8 protein-coding genes and 1 pseudogene are annotated in these 18,826 nt (G+C 34.8%); 4 read left to right on the top strand and 5 right to left on the bottom strand.

Annotated features, from left to right (window positions below; all coding sequences use genetic code 11):
* Positions 1-18: 18 nt before the first annotated feature.
* From DZ60_RS25735 to DZ60_RS0104755, 4 genes and pseudogenes are all read left to right on the top strand, one after another.
* Positions 19-222 (top strand): annotated as a pseudogene (locus DZ60_RS25735) (DapH/DapD/GlmU-related protein); the annotation flags it as partial.
* 133 nt (positions 223-355) lie between these two features.
* The gene (locus DZ60_RS0104765) at positions 356-1,078 is read left to right on the top strand and encodes a WecB/TagA/CpsF family glycosyltransferase (protein ID WP_025740923.1); all 723 of its coding nucleotides are present in this window, start codon (positions 356-358) and stop codon (positions 1,076-1,078) included.
* A 72-nt stretch (positions 1,079-1,150) separates the two neighbouring features.
* On the top strand, positions 1,151-1,939 hold the full coding sequence (locus tag DZ60_RS0104760) for a polysaccharide biosynthesis/export family protein (RefSeq protein WP_241448720.1): 789 nt from the start codon (positions 1,151-1,153) through the stop codon (positions 1,937-1,939).
* Position 1,940: 1 nt separating this feature from the next.
* Positions 1,941-4,265, top strand: coding sequence for a GumC family protein (locus DZ60_RS0104755; RefSeq protein WP_025740919.1), 2,325 nt, complete (start codon positions 1,941-1,943; stop codon positions 4,263-4,265).
* A 4-nt stretch (positions 4,266-4,269) separates the two neighbouring features.
* Here the strand turns inward: DZ60_RS0104755 and DZ60_RS0104750 are convergent, their stop codons facing one another.
* The 5 genes from DZ60_RS0104750 to DZ60_RS0104730 form a co-directional block, all read right to left on the bottom strand.
* On the bottom strand, positions 4,270-6,645 hold the full coding sequence (locus DZ60_RS0104750) for a hypothetical protein (RefSeq protein ID WP_025740917.1): 2,376 nt from the start codon (positions 6,643-6,645) through the stop codon (positions 4,270-4,272).
* A gap of 84 nt (positions 6,646-6,729) precedes the next feature.
* Positions 6,730-7,773, bottom strand: a complete 1,044-nt coding sequence (locus DZ60_RS0104745) for an HNH endonuclease signature motif containing protein (protein WP_025740915.1) — start codon at positions 7,771-7,773, stop codon at positions 6,730-6,732.
* Between the two features lie 13 nt (positions 7,774-7,786).
* A complete protein-coding gene (locus DZ60_RS0104740) occupies positions 7,787-13,267 on the bottom strand; it encodes a hypothetical protein (RefSeq protein ID WP_025740913.1) in 5,481 nt (1,826 codons plus the stop codon).
* Positions 13,268-13,303: 36 nt separating this feature from the next.
* On the bottom strand, positions 13,304-14,659 hold the full coding sequence (locus tag DZ60_RS0104735) for a PKD domain-containing protein (RefSeq protein ID WP_025740909.1): 1,356 nt from the start codon (positions 14,657-14,659) through the stop codon (positions 13,304-13,306).
* Between the two features lie 68 nt (positions 14,660-14,727).
* A complete protein-coding gene (locus DZ60_RS0104730) occupies positions 14,728-18,822 on the bottom strand; it encodes a T9SS type A sorting domain-containing protein (RefSeq protein ID WP_025740907.1) in 4,095 nt (1,364 codons plus the stop codon).
* Positions 18,823-18,826: the final 4 nt, after the last annotated feature.

Below are 18,826 nucleotides of genomic sequence, written 5' to 3'. Positions count from 1 at the left end.
GGCTTGAACTCAAAAGTTATTGTTGAGGATGATGTTTGGATAGGTTATGGAGCTATCATTATGTCAGGAATACATATTGGCAAAGGGGCGATTATTGCTGCCGGAAGTGTTGTGACAAAAGATGTTGAGGCTTACGCTATCGTTGGCGGAAATCCAGCAAAATTATTGAAGTATAGATTTAATAAAGACGAAATATTACAACATGAAAAAATGTTAGGATGATGTAGATTCTAAATTTATGTTAGAAAAGAGATTTTAAATATAATTTTTTAGTAGCGTTATGAATACGAGTTTATTCAAAAAAGCGTTGTAAGATGGGAAAAGAGTTATTTTGTGTAATTATAAAAGAAAAGAGATGGGTTCTTTAATGGGATTTGAAGTTTTTGGTAAAACTGTATCCGATATTGATTTTGAAACCAACCGTATTATTAATACGATAAACCCTCATAGTTATTGCATGAGCAAGAAAGATGAGCAGTTTGAGTATGTTCTTAAGAACTCAGATGTATTACTGCCAGATGGGATTGGGATTGTTTGGGCATCAAAAGTTTTGAATAAAAGAAAGATCGAAAAAATAGCTGGATTTGATGTGTTTATGTTTTTAATGCAGCATCTCGATAATACTGGTGGGTCATGTTTCTTTTTGGGAGCCGCAGAAACTACTTTAGATCTCATAAAAAAAAGAGCTAAAAATGAATTTCCGAATGTAGAAGTTTCTACTTATTCTCCTCCTTACAAAAAGGTATTTAGTGAAGAGGATAATGCCATAATGCTAAAAAAAATAAACGCGTGCAAACCAACTGTATTATTTGTAGGGATGACAGCTCCAAAACAAGAAAAATGGGGGTTCCAAAATAGAAATGAAATCAATGCAGAAATCATTTGTGCAATAGGAGCAGTATTTGATTTTTATGCAGGAACGGTAAAAAGATCTAGTGAGTTTTGGATTAAAATTGGACTAGAGTGGCTTCCTCGTTTCTTAAAAGAACCAAAACGTCTTGCAGAACGTAATTTGGTATCAACCCCTAAGTTTATTCTTGAAGTATTAAGCTTCAAATTTAGAGGCAAAGGTGTATAAAACAATAAGGATAAACACATTAAAATTGTAAATAAAAGTAATTTTATATTAATTAATTTCAAACTCAAAACAATGATTTTGAAAGTTATACAGAAAAAAATGTACCGAAATAGTCTTATCGTATTAAGTATTGTATTAATGCAATCTTGTGCAAGCAAAAAGGATATATTATATTTTCAGGATGCTAAGAATTACAATGTAGAAAATATTTCTTATCAAAACTCAAAAATACAACCGAATGATATTCTTAATATCGTAGTTGATTCTCCTATACCCGAGGCAGCGATACCATATAATATAAAGTCTTTGGGAGGAGCTGTTAATTTTGATTTAGAAGCATTGAAATTACAAGGGTATTTGGTGTCACAAGAAGGAGGTATTGATTTTCCTGTGTTAGGCAAACTTCTCTTAGGAGGTATGATCATAGAAGATGCCGAGAAAGAAATTGAGCGACTTTTGGCAGAAGGGGGACATCTAAAAGATGCTTCAGTAAATATAAGGTTGATAAATGCAAAAGTAACAATACTAGGCGAAGTTATTAGACCAGGGACCTATGGCTTTACTGAACAAAATATTACACTACCTCAGGCGTTGGGTTATGCCGGGGATTTGACCATTACAGGAAAAAGAGAGGATATTTTGTTTATTAGAGAAGAAAACGGAGTTCGTACAATCAATCATATTGATCTCACAAGTGCAGACTGGTTTAGTGGGCCTTTTTACTATATCAAACCAAACGATATAATTATCGTAAACCCTAATAATACAAAGGTGAAGAGTGCAGGTTTTATAGGAAATGCAGGTATCGTTCTAACTATTGCATCGTTACTTCTTTCTTCAATAGTTTTAATTTCGAGATAATATGAAGGATCCTATTTATATTCTGGATAACGAAAGAGAAGATTCGCTTTCATTAAAAGAGAATTTGTTACGCTATGCTTATAAATGGCCTTGGTTTTTGGCCTCAGTATTCTTTTGCATTATTGTTGGGTTTTTGTATATCAGATATGCCCCAGTAATATTCTCGACTGAAGCAAAAATAAAAATTATAGATGATTCTAAAGAATTTGATATCGCGACAGACGCCCTTTCGTTGCTCGGTGCAGGGTCCAAAATTAATTTGGATAATGAAGTTGCTGTAATAAAATCCTATAGATTATTAGAACAAGTAGTTACCACACTTAATCTTGATGTCGAATATTATGAGGTTGGTAATGTAAAGAATAGAAGGGTTTTTCAGTGTCCCGTTATGGTAGAGAAATTATTCGAAAATGATAATATCGAAAAACCATTAATCTATAGTGTGTCGATCGAAGGAGGTGTGGTTAAAATCACAAATCCTGCCAATAAAACCATCTCAATGGATGCTGCTTCTGTTAATTTTACACAGACTAATTTCCCCATCAAAATAGCATTAAATAAAAATGAAGGTGTTGAGCAACACCAAGACAAAGATTTTCTCATAAAAATAAAAAATAAAAAAGAAACGATACTTCAGCTTATCAAAGAATTGAATGTAAAGTCGTTTGGAGATAAAAGTGATGTTTTATCTATTACGATAAAAAATGAAAGTTCTGATTTATCAGAAGCAATAGTGAATGAGCTTATTGCTAAGTTCAATACTGATGGTATACTAGATCGCCAGCTTGTATCAAAACGTACACTGGATTTTATTGACGATAGATTTCTATACTTATCAAAAGAGTTAGATTCTATAGAGATTGATAAGAAAGAATACAAACAGTCTAATAATTTGTCATATATAGAGGCTGATGCAGGAATAACGATAGAAAAGAAGTCAATAGCAGAAAGTGAAGTTTTTAGATTAGAAACTCAAATTGAATTGTCTAAACTTTTAAAAGGTACATTGAATGATCAGACTAGTTTTAGCTTGTTGCCAGCGGATATAGGGGTAGAAAACACAAGTATTAACAGCTTGGTTTATGAATATAATCAAGTAGTTTTACAAAGAGAAAAATTGATAACTAGTGCGGGGCCAAATAACCCAACAGTACAATTGTTGTCTTCACAGTTGGCTCAAGCAAAGCTAAATATCATTAATACAGTTACTACTTATCAAAATCAGTTGAGAGTATCGTTAAGACAACTTCGAAAAAAAGAAAGTAGCGCTGGGGCAATGTTTACAAGACTTCCAGAAAAAGAAAAGAAACTTAGGGCTATTGAGAGGCAGCAGTTCATAAAAGAAAATCTATTTTTATTATTGTTGCAAAAGAGAGAAGAAGCGGCTATAAATTTTGCGGTTACGGCTCCTTCGGTTAAGGTAGTTGATTATGGTTTGACTAGTCTCAAACCGGTATCTCCCAAAAAAATAATTATTTTAGGTTTTTCGATTATTTTAGGACTCTTTATTCCGTTAGCTTTCTTTTTTACAAAATTCTTTTTTGATACGAAATTAAAGACAAAATCAGATCTTGAGAAATTGAGTAATGAAATTCCGGTTTTGGCAGAAATTCCATCCTTAAAAGATCCCATGGCTATTTTTGAGACCAATGAAAGATCTGTAAAGGCAGAATCTTTTCGTATTTTATGTACCAATGTAAATTATTTATTGCCTAGAAAGAATAACGGTGATGGGCACGTGGTATATATTACATCCGCGATCAAAGGAGAGGGTAAAACGTTAATTGCACTTAATTTGGCAATGGCATTTTCGAGCCTTAATAAAAAGGTGTTATTAATCGGTGCAGATTTAAGAAACCCGCAGCTCCATAATTATTTTGACTCGAACAAGAATAAAGTAGGATTGTCTAGCTACCTCTACGACTCTCAGATAGCTTGGGAAGATTGCATTTATAGACCGCATGATGATGAGAACTCTTTTCCTGATGTTTGTTTCAGCGGTCCAATCCCTCTCAATGCTGCAGAGTTAGTTGCAGGAGATAATCTTGAGAAGTTTTTAGAATATGCAAAAAAAGAATATGATTTTATTATTTTGGATACAGCTCCTACGGTTCTTGTAGCTGATACTTTATTAATGGCTAATCATGCTGATGCCACTATATTTATTACCCGATCTAACTATACAGATAAACGTCTTATTCAATTTTCTAAAGATTTAAGCAAAACCCAAAAACTCAAAAACATGGCATATGTATTTAATGATGTCAAGTTTAATAAAAGAGCGGGATATAATTATGGATATGAATATGGATATGGCCCTCAGTAAACCCCTATTCTTTAAGAACATTATGAAATAAATCAGCTAGGCGTATCTCTATAAATTTGATTATAGTTGCGTCTGATTTTTTGTTCTGAAACATTGTAAAAACTTTAGAGGCATTTTTCATTTTTAGTGTTTTGATAGTTCCTTCTGGATTTTCTATATCCACAGGGTTTAAATTCCATTTGATTAATGACTGCAGCAGCTCTTTATGAGACTCATATCTTTTTTCTAATATAGTCTGTCTTTCTATATCCTCGGGGTTTTTCTTTTTTGCACTATTGATTTTACCACTTAGTACGGTATATTCATCTCGTATTTGTCTATCAATGTCTCGGGCTTCCTGAACTAGTTTGAGATAGGCTTCATGGATTTTCTTGTTATAAAAGTCGGTAAAATCAAGATAATCTTCCATTTCTGTTAAATAGGAAAGAGCTATTTCTTTGTATACTTTTTTGTCTTTTTCTTCAGTTTCTCTTAGTTGTTCTCCTAGTGCTACTAGCCTTCCTTTTTTATCTCTGATAATATGAGCGAACCCTTCTTTTTGAGGAAGTTCTAATAACTGCGGTGTTATTGCCTTTGGGATTCCTTCATATCGATATTTTTTGTATTGAATTTTGATAGAGTCATTAGCTTCTTTTGGTTTTTTTTGCTTCTTTTTAAAGTTAAGTTTAGGTTTCTTTAGTCCAAAGGCATAGTTGTACCCAAAAGTAGCTGTAAATTCGCTTAATGAACCTGTATTGTCTGTATTTCTAAATACCTGTATTGCATTAAGGTTAAAGTTATGTTGTTTTTTTAAGGTATAGGTAATAGCTCCTCTAAAGTTGATAACCTGGGTATTTGATGTTGCACTAGTGGCACCATTATAACCTAAAGAAAGCCTTGTATTAAGAGTTTTATCAAAATACCGTTTTCCTAAACTTAGTGTAGGTCCCCAAGTGGTAGATTCTTCTCTTCCTATGGTGTTATATGTAGCATTGATTGCTGTGCTAATATTTAGATTACGTTCTAAGAAATCAATAGTATGTGATATATTGATGTTATGAAAAGTAGAAGCATCTCCCAGGCGTACTACACCACCTTGTTCATTGAATACGTCGTTTAGGGAGTAATTAGTCATTAAGTTTTGCCTAGATTTTTCTTTTTTAGAAAGTATATAATTAAGTGTTAGGGTAGCGGTTTGCGATAATTGTCTATAGTCCAGATCTTCTATTTGTTCATCTAAGAGATCAGCATCGTTAATCTCATCAAATTGATTTGGTTTGATGTTGGTAAATGTACTGAAATTAGAATAGCCCCCTGTAATATTGAGTCTTTCTGATGCTGCAAAGGTTGCATTGAGAGAACCTACTGTACGGCTTGTATTATTGGCTTTTAGATTATCCAAATCATCACGTTGATATCCTATATTAATAGCCAGAGTGAGTTTGTTTTTAAAAAATGTATTAGAAGCATCGAGTACGATATTCTCAAAATCATTATTAAAAAAATAGGCTCCCAAGGTTTCATAGCCAGGATCGATACGTTCGTAGCTTACCCCCATATTGATACTCCCAACAGCATAACCTAATCGCGCTTTTAAGGCATTGTAATATTCTGTAGAAGCACGAGTATTGAATACTTGTCCTAGTAGAGATAATCCGTCATTAGGGACCTCTTCTGATCTGATATCTTGAGTAATAGCAGTTGTCGCATATTCTGTTTGCAGATTAAAGCTTGATCCTAATTTTACTTCTCCTTCTAGACTTACTACCAAATTTTCTTTGGGTAGTACCTCCTTTGCCTCTGGCACAGAATCGATAGAAAATTGATCATCTTTGGCGTAGAAGCCGATTACCCCTATTTTGTACCGTTCTTTTTGGTATGCTGTTTTGATTCCGTATCCCATACGATTATAAGCCGGTATGGTACGTGCATCGTCATCATCTTCTGTAGCTTTGAGTAATCGCCCTGCCATAGCACTAATTTTTAATGGACCTGGTGGTGTAAGATCGACACCACCACCTGTAAACTGATGTCCACTTAGGGTGTATGGGGAGAAGGTCATATTCACCGTACCGATATGCCCAGTTACCCATTTATATTTGGGATGAAGACTGATGCGATTAAAGTTAAAAGGCAATTGATATTCTATATTTTCTCCTTGATTAGAATAACTATACGAAATGGGGATAGAAAAACTATAGATATTGACATTAAGTATACCTTGTAGAAAATAGGTGAATGGTGCTCTGCTTGTATTGATATCAGAGTTATAATAAATCCCATTGGCAGATACTTGTCCAATGACTTTGATTGGCTTGCTTTTGGCAATCGTTTCATAGTCTAATGATTGCGAATGGGCAATAGTAGATAAGAGCATGAGTATGTATGCTAGCTTGTGCAATGGGTGTTTTTCTTGTTTAATTTGTATGGTTGGGGATGTATGTATAGTTTTGAAAAGAGGATACTCGGTTGTATGTTTTTTGTTCTAAAATATCGGAGACTCAAAAAAACCTCTTAAATCAATTCCTTCATTTATTAATGGTTTTAATACTCCTTCGCCGCCAGAGTGATTAAACCCTCCTTCTCCGGGGCTGTGAACTCTTGATTGTACAGGCATTAATGTTCTTCCATCCTGATGATGATGCCAGGTATATTTAATTCTTTCTCCACCTGGTCTAGTAAGATGGAAATTTTGTGAACCCGTTGACCATTCAAATATAGTACCATCGTTATCTATCAATCTGATGTTTTGATTTGAACCGAAACTTCCAGAATAGCCAAATTTTTCTGCAACAAACTTATTTGCATTACTAAAATCAGTACTTCGTCCCAAATTATCCGAAGTGTAAATAAATTTGCTTGAGGAGCCATCCGGAATCCAATCCTCAAATTTGGGTAAACCATATTCGTCATATCTTATTGTTACTTGCCCAATACCTTCGATGTTTTTTGTGTGAGTATAATTGATCAACCCTTTTTTCCTTTCTGGAGTTACTTGGTTAGAAAAATATTGAAAAAGTTTATTTCTTTTTACTTCAGTTAATTCACTATATTTTTCTAGAAAGTCGATATTCTTTCTTATCTGATGCCCACGTTGTATACCTCCTAATTCTGGTCCGATTTTATTAAAATCATTCCAGCTACGAATGATTTTAGTATTAGTGCCGCTAAACTGTCTAAGAACCGAGCTTGAAGCATCTACAAAATCATCAGCAAATAGTAATAGTTCTAAATCATCCAATTCATTAGTCAATCTAGTTTTTGCGATATCATCTAACCTGTAGAAAAGATTTAGAACTTTACTATCTAAAAGTTCATCAATTCTGTTTGAACCAACAGCTTTATAGAGATTTTCAAACTTTGCAAAACCATCACTATCGTTTCTAATAAAATTTTTGAATCCCGTATTCCCTGAGGCTTCAAAAATATTTTCTAGCCTTGTAATCCAGCAATCTCCGCAGGCAATTCCTTGATTAATCCCAAAAACTAAGAGTAGTAAGACGGTATAGCTTCGAATTTTATTCCACATAATTTTTTTCTATTTAATTGCAAATATTTGTGTCAGGGTGGTTTCTCCTATATGTTACCCATCCGTTAAAAAAATCAGCATCCAACTCATCGGCTCTACTAAGATTTGGAAAATCAGCTCTGAATGCGGCTTCTAATTCGTCTGGTACACCAGGGATTTTTGTCATACTTCCTCCATAGGATTTCTTAAGAATAGTTGCAGCTTCCGAACTGATGCCTCCTGTTCTGGCCAAATCATTGAGGTCTGTATCGATATTACTTCGTAAAGATCTTAGTACATCGGTATCTGGCATTTTTGTAAAAAAACCAGGTATAGAAGTTGCTATTGCTGCCATTTGTATTCTAAACCTGAGGTCAGCATCAATACTATCTGCGTTTAAAGCTGTTACTAAAGCACTGGCCGCAGATGCAACAATATCACTTGCCATAATGACTTTTGTTGCATAATAACCCGCTACTCTAAATACCCGAATACCACCCCCCACAAAGGGTATTGCAAATGAGACTACATCTGCTGCTAAAAAGGCCGAATTCCATCGGACTATGCGTTGATTACTTTCGCTCATAGCATAAGCCTGTATAAGAGGAATGAGTAGGATATCTCCATGTCTATATTCTTGGTCTAAAAAAGTAAAACTACCAAGAACATGAACAGCCACTATTTGATTATAGGCTTTGGGAGTTCCATTTATTAAGATTTTATTTCCAACTAAATTCCCACTAAAGTTTTGTCTTTGAAAGATGTTTGCTTCTAGTTGTAACAAATTCATAGGGTTAGCTGTAACGATATCTCCAGATTTACTTAGGGTTACATTTGATTTCTCTAATGGGAGTCCACTATCAGAAGCTATAATTTGTGTGCCGAGCCAAACAACAAATTCTTCGAATTGAGTATTTCTTAATCTATCATCTATTTTTTCTAAACCGATAATTTCTAGAAGTTCTATAATTGCAGGATCAGATGGGGAAAAACTACTTAAAACTTTCATTAGACTATTACCCACTCCTTCTAAATCATTTGTAGTTGTATCAGTACCTGCTGTTTCAAAATAAGTACACTCCGGATCAAAATACGCTTGTATAAATGAAAATCTAGTTTCTTCACTTACAACTCCCAATGACTCCGTATTCTCATTTAAATTAATATGTCTAATTACCTTATCAATATTGTCACAGTTTACCGTTACTGTTCTAGCCCAAAACTCAGCATTACTTTCTGTTCCCAAATTCAAATAATACAATAATTGTTCATGGAAAATTGTTAGAAATTCTTGAGGGTTAGCATCCCAAAAACTTTTATTAATATCATTAGTGATCATATATCGATACCAAGGACAATTGTTTTGTAAATAGTCATCTTCAAGAATATATTCACCTTCAGCCCATGGTCTTTCTTCATTATAACTTTCAAAAGTTTCAAAATTTAAATAGGGTAATATCCAGGAGATTTCTTTTGAAGATATTTGCAAATCCTGCGTCTTTTCTACAGAAGGAGTTGTATAACCTAGGTGGACGTAATTAGGATTTTTAATAAGTGTTATAAAATCTGAGATGGTAAATAGTCTAAATAATTCTCTGTTTTCATGTCGAATACTGGCAATGTCTAATATTAATTTAAAGTCACTAAGAGTATTTGTTATATAAGAATCTTTGAGCATATCAATAAATAAGGTAAATGTTCGGGACACTTTTACCTGGTTTTCTTCTCCTTGCATAGCTTTAAGTGACGCTATTATAGTTTGCAGTCCTAATGGTGTAGTTTCTTCTTCTAAGTTGTTAAACTTATTTTTGATAAGCGTATTTAGAACGAACCATTTTTCGGTGTCACTCTCTGATTGTACAACCATCTCTGCTAATATGTTTATAAAACTGCTGAATTCTCCTTCTGAAAACTCTGTAAATGCTACGTTGTTTGTTTTTTGGATAGCATTAGTCAGCACTTTGCGATCATTGGTTTGTTTGAGGGTGTTATAAAAATCAATACTCTTATTATCAGGAATACATTCCATCAACTTTACAATTGCTCTTTCAGTTTTATCTGTATAAGTCTCTTGAGCCATTATTGTAATAAGCAACGTTTGCACAATTGTATACTCTAACTCTTTAAGTCCACAAATACTTAGATCCGTTACTTTTGTTTCAATATTTGCTATTGGCGTGGTATTAATGGCATGACTGATCGCAATTAATTCGTTTATTTCGGGTTGTAGGTCTGTCAATACTATATTGCCACAATTGGCATTTGTAGGGCATCCTGCAGTTCCGATGAAAACAATGTTTTCTTTTTCTTCCGAATTTAACCCATCTACACCGTTGCTTAAATCAAGTTGGTCGATGTAATTTTCAATAAAAAGAAAGGTAGTTGCGTAGATTTCATTTTTTGTACAATCTCCTTTATTCCAATATAATTGAACAGGAATATCATTGCCTGAATATTCTGCTTCTTTAATAAATTCATTCGATAAAGGTTCCCCATTATTTATGTAGGCTCCGTTAAGTATGTTATACTCATTGGCTACCCATTCATACAATTTATTTTTGTGTTTAATAGCATAGACGGCCCCATTCCTTTGCTGTGGTATAGTTTCTGTAAACACCACTGAACCTTCTCCTGTGTAGGTAAATGGATGCCAATTGGGATTAAGAAATGAAAGTGTCAAACTCGCATCCTCACTATCCTGAAATAAGTACAACCTAAACTCTGGGTTATGAATCTGAGCCCAGTCTAGGTGGGATAATCTTGTACCATTACCATAATCTTGTAACCAATCGGTATTGCCTTGCGTTGTGCCTAATTTACTAAAGGGATGTTCTAGCGCAAATGCCCCATGTCCTAATTCATGTGCAAGTGTACCCACTAAAGAACTTTTTCCTTCGGTTTGATCAGATAAATTACTAGAAAAGACAAAGCCAAATTGTCGTTTTAGCGGCATAAAACCTGCAATATTTTTACTCGGTTTGGTCGAATTGCCAAATACAAAAACATAATATGATTTTGGATTGGTGGATTGTAGTTGTTTATATTGTGCAATAATCTCGCTTTGATCTGCAGTATAATTATTAGATAAGATACTACCATCACCTACACCGATTTGGCTTTTTGAAAAGCTCATATTTTCAATAGAAACATTAAATGTTACTGACGCTTGCTTATAGATACTATTGATTTGTGATTGTAGTGCGGATGCACTTGGTAGGTCTGCTCCGTTAACATTTACCACTGTTAGATTCACATCTTTATTGGCTAAATGCCATTGAGAAAAAACCCCTGCAATGGTTTGCTTATCTGTATTATTTACTTCAGGTTGTAGGGTTGCATAAATATTTTCATGCTCAAAAGAGTAATAGCCTTTTAGGTTAAGGGTAATTTCGTTGTCTCCGGTGATTTGATAGTCTATATTTTCACCATGTAGCGTTTTAATGACTAAATTATTCATTGAAAGGCTAGCATCTGTGATCGTAACTCGGGCTCTGATGATATCTGTATCGCCATTGCCTACGGATTTGTTTATGATGTTATAAGGATTACCTTGTGTATCTTTAATTTGATCATAATATTTGGCAAGAGTACTAGCTTCTTTACTAGGAATCTGATCAAAACCATAGGTGTAATCTGTATACTCTAAGAATTCAACTTTGATTCCTTCGGCGGTTAATGCTGTAACTTCTCCGTTACTTGTAATCCCCGAGGTGTTCTCTGGACTAATGCCTCCGCCAGGAGCCATTTGTCCACCTTCTCGTATATTGCCATCTGCATCTACATGAAAAATATCTCTGGTTCCATCTACATTGGTATCCATAATTATTGTGTCGTCACCACCTGTATATTCTGTAGTCGCACCACTTGTGGGATGTGTGATGACAATACTACCATCATCAGCAATACTGATATTTTCTATGGTGATATCGTAGTCGAGATCAATATTTCTAAGGTCATTGTCCCCTTCAAAAGGTTCTAATACTTCATCAACAGAAACCAAACCACCCCAATTCTTGTCATAATCGGTTTTTACAACACCATCGATGAGTTGATAATCGGTATTGATTTTTATATTTTCAAAACTTACCTTAATTCGGGTGTCATTGAGATATTTTACTTCAATAAACCCCCAACCCGAATATGTTTTGTCTTGTGACCCAAATGAAGTTTCTGAAAGCTCATTTACTGGGGTTTCTAATTCTTGGTTAGTATTTTCTTTTTCTGGGTCAAACATTTCGTAGCTACCATTACCAGAGGTAACTTCTTTTACTGTCACCGGGAAATCCCCTGCCATAAAGGTTTCATTTGCCACTAACTGTTGCAATGGATCTTGATTGGCAATAACAATTTCTGGTGTGATCCCACAATTATACATCGTTTCATCATCTTCTGGATGTATTGTAGTGAATTCGTAAATCTGTGAATATGTGTAAGGTCCGTTTTCGATACACTGTCCGCCTACTCTGAACTCATAAGAAGTGTTTGGTTCTAGATTATAAATTGTAGTATATTCATTAATTGTCCCACCATTAAACCAGTTATTGGTTCCTGTGTTTCCTTTTTTTCTGTATTGTACATCGTATTGGATATGGTTTACACCTTGCCAATATATTTTTTCGGTAGTGGTGTCAGAAGCTTCAGATATAATTTGTTCGGGTTCTGGGCAATCACCGGTATAGGTAAAGTAATAAATTTCGCTATAGCCGTCATTTTTGAATACTGAGGTTTCGCTGATTCCTCCATTTACCATAGCTCGCACACGCCATCCGTACATTTTATCTTCTAATAAGGGAGTTTCTGTAGGGCCATACAATAGAGTCGTTGCAAATGTGGTGGTCTGAAATAGAGGTTGACTTGCCAAAAATGCAGCTTGAGGATCCATTTGGTTGTCCCATAGTTCGGTTAACGTAAACTCATAGGATACATTTGTTGCGTTGAGGTGACGAGGAGTCCACTGAAAAATAATATTTTGTGGGTCTTTGAATGAAACATATTCTCCTTCTAAAGGTATGTTTAAAAACGGAGGGTCATTTAGGACCAAATAAGCCGTGGCACAACTTTTTCGAGATATTCGTAGGCCTGATAAAACATCGTATACCTCAAAACAAAATCGATACAACCCTTCTGGTAACGTACTGCTATATTGTTGGGGAGTGATTCCGACTAAATTTTCTAATAAAAAATAGGATTGCAGATCGCTATTACTCAACCTCAAAGGAACTCCACCATCAATAAAAATAGGATTAGCACCAATGACTACATCTGTACTTTGTACCGATAACCCAGCGTTATTCTCGATATATAGTTTTAGTCGTACTTGTCTAGTCGGTTCGGCTATATCTGATAATATCAGATTAAGAATTAATTTTTCTGAATTTAACGTGCTATATTCAGATAGTTTTAAACTATATGGAGGAATCATTTGAGGAGTCACCTGTACCGGAAATACCTGTGCATTTCCTAATAAAGGAAAGAGAAGGAATAGGAGTAAAAAATGGTTTATATATTGTTTCATTAGTTTGAGTATATTGTGTTTCTACACCTTTTTTAGTTACAGACTTTCTTTCTGTACTTTGATGTCAACAAGGATATAAGAGTTTTGTCCATCGTTTATAAAATCTTTTATTTTAATAGCACCCTTTTTTCCTTCTTGGGTTTCAAAAAGAACTATTCTATTGTTTTGCGTGCCATCAAATTCTTCTAATCCTCCTTCGGTTTCTTCAATATCTAGAGCATCTAAGAGGGTGTCATCGGTCATCATATCAAATTGGTCAGAGGTTAGTGATGCAGAACAGTTACACAACTCTTGCGAATTGATAAAAATGGTGTTTTTGGGTTGTAGCAAGGAGGAGAAGTTGGTGCTTTCTAACTGATTGGGACTGACAAATCTATTACGAGTGAAATTTTCGTTTAATCCAAAGAATACTAGATCAATACTTGCAGAGATAGTTGTTGTTATTTCTGAGTTATAGTATGTTTGTCGTGAAGCAATACTAAAAAAACTCCCTACAGTATTGGCAGCATGTGCTGTATTTATTCCTAGTTGAACATCGGTTAATATACGTAGGTTTGTATTCTCAAAAACCTCAATATTTTGTGAAGTCGTTTCGGTTTCTTTACCATTCGATGCCGTTAATGATAGGGTATAATTACCGGGAGTAGTAAAGGTGAATTCTGGTTGAACTTCATTAGAAAAAGAAGGAGTTGCCCCAGAACAGCTCCATTCGTATGAGGTGGCACTTACTGAAGTGTTTTCTAATGTAATGCTAACAGGAACTTGATAATCATCATCATCAAAATTGGGTTGGTAAAAAAAGTCACTTTTTAGATGAGGAGCTACGGTTACTGTTTTTTGTGTAGTATAGGTTTCTCTACCATTACTTACTTCTAAAGTTACAATATGCTCTCCTGGTTCAGTAAATATAATCTCGCCCGGGTCTTGACCTGTTGCGGTCGAAGGGACTCCTTTATTAAAAGTCCAGAAATATGAATTTTCACCTAAAGCAGTTTCCTGAAAAGTATATACTGCTGGCGAAAAGTTATCGATGAGGTTTGTAATTTCAAAATCTACTGTTACCGGGGCATCGATCTGAATCTCTATAATTTTACTGTCAATCGATCCGTCCTGATTGGTTCCGGTAAGTTCAATTTCATAAGTTCCTTCTTTGTCATATCGTATAATCCCGGGATTTCGATGTATAGAAACAGATGGCGATCCCCCCCAGAATCGCCATTCATAAGTTTCTGCTCCTTCTGTTCTGTTAAAGAATACAATCTGTACAGGAACCGAAAAATCTTCATTAACTACTTCATATTCAAAATCAGCAATAACAGGAATAGCTTCTTCTTTTACACAACCAATTAGTGTATAGAGTATTGCAAGGAAAAGCGTCCTTTTTATATGCATATTTAGATTTTTTATTTTCATAAATACTAGCGCCTTCTTTTGGGTTAGAAAAATGATTATTCTATAGTTTATTCAATAATTAATTTTCGTGTATCAGATCCTTTTGCTGTTTCTAATAACATTAAATACATACCTGTAGGAAGGGAAATCGAATAATCGAGTAAAAATTCTATATTGTTTTCTAATCGTCTTTCTTCCATAATCGCTCCAGATACCATACTGATAATTTTTACTGAAATGTTGGATTCTTCAGATAGCGTAATTTTTGTATTAAAAGTCCCCGAATTTGGACTTGGGTATACGATAAATTCTTCAATAAAGTTGGTAGATGAATAGTATTCACTAGGAATATCACTTGCGGGTTGTACTAAAATTGTTTTAGAAAAATCCTCATAACAATCCCCTTGATACGATCTCAGGTTTATTTCATAAGTACCTTCTTGCTCAAACTTGATTATTAATTCTTCATTAGTTTGTGAAATAATCTCACATACGTCGGGTAGCGTCCATTCAATTCTTTCTCCGATAGGACTACTGACATTAATAAGTATGATTTCGTCATCTGCATATGCCTGAGTAGTGATCAAGAAATAAGAGTCAATAGGGCGATCAAATGCTTCTACTTCGATCGTACCCATACCAATACACCCTAGACCATTAGTTATCGTAGCGGTATAGGTTCCGGCTTCAATTAGACTCACACTAGCAGAGGAACTAGTAAAACCATTCTCAGAAGCCCAAGAGTAAGTGGCATTAGGGTCATCTATAGTAATGTTTATATCTAAGATCTGATTATCACATATGGATCGGTTTTGTTCTAGGTTTACTACCACAGGTTCTGGATTGACTAGTGTCCAAGTCTTAAAAGCTTTACATTCGCTATTATCAGTGATTTCTATAATATATTCTCCCGCAGATAGATTTTGAATCATAGATGTAGTAGCTCCAGTATTCCAAGAATAGGTATAGGGAGCGGTACCACCAGTAACGTTAATATCAATAAAACCGTCATTTCCTTCAAAACAAGTCGGAGAAATTACAGAGATATCTTCTATTTCTATATTGTTAGATTGATCTACAATCACATTCCCTTCTACCTCACAACCATTGGCATCGGTAACGAATACGCGATATACACCAGCAATAAGATTATCTAATGTTTTGGTAGTCGCACCAGTACTCCATTCATACATATATGGGGCGATACCTCCCGAAACAAAAACCTCGGCATTTCCATCATTACCATTTGCACAGGTTACATCTGTATTTGTAAATGTAATTTCTAAGGCCTCTGGTACAGAAAGATATTCTTCTACATCTTGCGCCTGCTGTAATACATAAGATTGAGAACCATCTGTTTCTAGCGCAATGACATAATCGCCCAAAACAATTCCGTTTTTATCTGTAACATTTAGAGAATAAGTTGTTGCAGTATCTAAGAAATCTATAAATATGTCATTAATACCTATATCCTGCCAAGCGCCGTTGGGCAATTGCATTTTCCAATGATAAAAATAGGGAAGGAGGGTTCCATCTGCATTCGAGGGTAATGTGATGCTATAATCTGGATTGGCTATATCAAAAGGAACCCCACCAGTAACGGTAGCTACTAAAACACCATCCTGAAATTGATCCGCAATACCATCAAAGTTAGTGTCTATATTATTGCTATATTCATTATTGGCATTGCAAGAAATAGGTGTTACTTCTATACTTATTTCTATGGGTGGCGGTTGTATTAAATTTATAGTGGTCGTTGTTACGGTACAGCCCTCTTTATCTGTAGCAGCATTGTAATTAGCATCTGTAGCCGTAAGCGTGTATGCTCCTTCTCCTACACTATGCAGGGTGATGACATACCCTTGACCATTAACATATTCAGAATTAACCGTGTTTACTACTTGATTGTTCTGATTTCTCCATTCAAAAGTATATGAATCATCTGCTAATGGAGTTCCTCCTTGAAGTATAGCAAGTATGCGACCATCTGAGAAACCATAGGCGGTGGGGTGATTCAATATTTCTGTAGAAACGGATAAAGGAGCATCTGGTTGAGTGATTACAACTTCTTTAATGATGTCTATTCCTAATTCTATTTCTTCATTCACTAAACTCTGTTCTTTGGCAATACATCCATTACCATCTCTTATTTTAATATAATAAGTAGTAGGAAATAAGCTTGTAATGGTGTGCGAAGTATCTTCTGAAAAAGGAAGCCAATTATCATCATTCCATATTTGGTCATTGGTACTAATATTATAATCATAATTACCAACGCCACCTTCTGCGGTAAGAGTAATTTCTCCATCTTGTCCTCCATGACAAAATACATTGATAGAGTTATCTGTAGGTTCATCAACAAAAGCCACAGGTGTTGGTCTATCTATGGTAAAAACGGCTCTGCGATTATCACTGTTGGTGAAATAAATATCACCATATAATGCTCCTACCATTTCTACCAAAAAATTGGTTGTACTTGGTGGTAATCCTTCTATGGTAATTTCGTTATTTGCTCCAAACTCAGTAACGTTATTTAGATTAGCTACAACGGCAAGATCGGGATCGTTGAGGTCAGAAACTGCAAAGCCAAAAACATCACCTTCGATAAGAGGTTTGTCGAATTGCAGGGTTATTGATCCGTCTTCTGAATCATAGCAACTAACAGGTGCTTCTGTAACATCAACAATTCGTGGAGCAGATCTTCTAACAGTATAGTTTAGTACGTTTTGAGAACCATCACCATCACAAGAATGGGTTCTAAAAACGATATCTCTACCAATTATAGATTCATCAAAATGATCAGGATAATCTGCCAAAACAATATCTCTAGTTAGTGCCGATGTTCCTGGTAGATCAATCCAGTTTAATGGTTGCCCTACTTCTAAAAAACTATATTGCCAATCATGAACGATATCTTCAAAGCCTTCTAAAGCACTTAGTGTTAAGACGTCTTCATAACCAATAATATTGGTCTCTATCTCTTTATAAAGTTTAGGAAGAGGGGTGATTTTGTAATCAAAAGTTAGGGTTTGTTCTAATTGACGATTTCCAATAGCATTAGAATCTGTTTGATATTTATAAAAAGAATTACTGTAGCATGGTTCTAATGTGGGAGTTATTCTAGTCGTACTTGATTCAGAACCTCCGTTACTGCCAAAAATTCCCCAAGAACATTTGCCATTTGGCATATCATCTCTACCATATAGATAGACTCTTATGTGATCCAGTACACCATTGAGATAGTAAGTGTTGTCATTTCCATTACCAATTCGGAAACTACCATTTCTATATCTAAGAAAAACTTGAGGGGATTCTCCGCTACTGAAGTATGCAGTTAATCTAATCTCATCTTTACATCTACCATGTCTAAAATCACGGTCATAATCAAAATTACTAATATCGATTTTTGTGATTACTCCAAGTTCTTTGATAGTTGTAGAAATACTGCCATATGAACTAAAATCATCACAAGAAGCTATTCTAAAGGATAATTCCTGATCTATAACTGACTCATCAAGAATGTCAATGGGTCTAAACTCTAAGACACGACTTGGGGGTAACGGTAAATTAGTCCAGTTGGTATGATCGGTACTATATTGCCATTGATAGATGCTCTCATCAAAACCTTCGTCTGCAGTTAGGTTAAGCAGTCCTTCGTAGCTGATATCGTCATCAGTAACATCGTAGACTGCATTTGCTGTTACTTCTATAAATGGAGCTACTTGATATGTAAAAGAAAATGATTGTTCTATAACCGTTGTGTGGGTGTTCAAATGTGCAATTACATTTTCGTCACAAGAGTCTAGAGTAATAGGGGCCTCATAAAGTTCATCAATAATTTCTGTACTTGTGCTACATCCTACGACACCAGTATCACTATTTTGGGCATATATATTAACCTCAATTTTTTCAACTATTCCATCTACAATATATTCCTGATTAAAGACATCAGTGTTATTCCCTCCAGTATAATTAATGATTATATCAGGATCTTCTCCTGTAGAAAAATGAGCTGTAACTATAAGGTACTCTTCACATGCCTCACCACTAAAAATAGATTCGTATTGAAAATCACTTATTTTTATGTTTGTTTGCTGTGCTAAAAGAACAGAGGAGCATAAAATAAAAATAAGCGATATTAAAATTGTATAATTCCTTTTCATAGCT

The organism is Aquimarina pacifica, from assembly GCF_000520955.1.
Taxonomy (GTDB): domain Bacteria; phylum Bacteroidota; class Bacteroidia; order Flavobacteriales; family Flavobacteriaceae; genus Aquimarina; species Aquimarina pacifica.
Note: the sequence above shows the minus strand (reverse complement) of the source record. Positions and strands in the feature narration are given on the sequence as shown.

Excerpts from the sequence above, each read along its gene's own strand:
- DZ60_RS0104765 (WP_025740923.1), top strand. The coding sequence starts at position 356 with ATGGGTTCTTTAATGGGATTTGAAGTTTTTGGTAAAACTGTATCCGAT.
- DZ60_RS0104760 (WP_241448720.1), top strand. The coding sequence starts at position 1,151 with ATGATTTTGAAAGTTATACAGAAAAAAATGTACCGAAATAGTCTTATC.
- DZ60_RS0104730 (WP_025740907.1), bottom strand. The coding sequence starts at position 18,822 with ATGAAAAGGAATTATACAATTTTAATATCGCTTATTTTTATTTTATGC.
- DZ60_RS0104745 (WP_025740915.1), bottom strand. The coding sequence starts at position 7,773 with ATGTGGAATAAAATTCGAAGCTATACCGTCTTACTACTCTTAGTTTTT.
- DZ60_RS0104735 (WP_025740909.1), bottom strand. The coding sequence starts at position 14,659 with ATGCATATAAAAAGGACGCTTTTCCTTGCAATACTCTATACACTAATT.
- DZ60_RS0104740 (WP_025740913.1), bottom strand. The coding sequence starts at position 13,267 with ATGAAACAATATATAAACCATTTTTTACTCCTATTCCTTCTCTTTCCT.
- DZ60_RS0104755 (WP_025740919.1), top strand. The coding sequence starts at position 1,941 with ATGAAGGATCCTATTTATATTCTGGATAACGAAAGAGAAGATTCGCTT.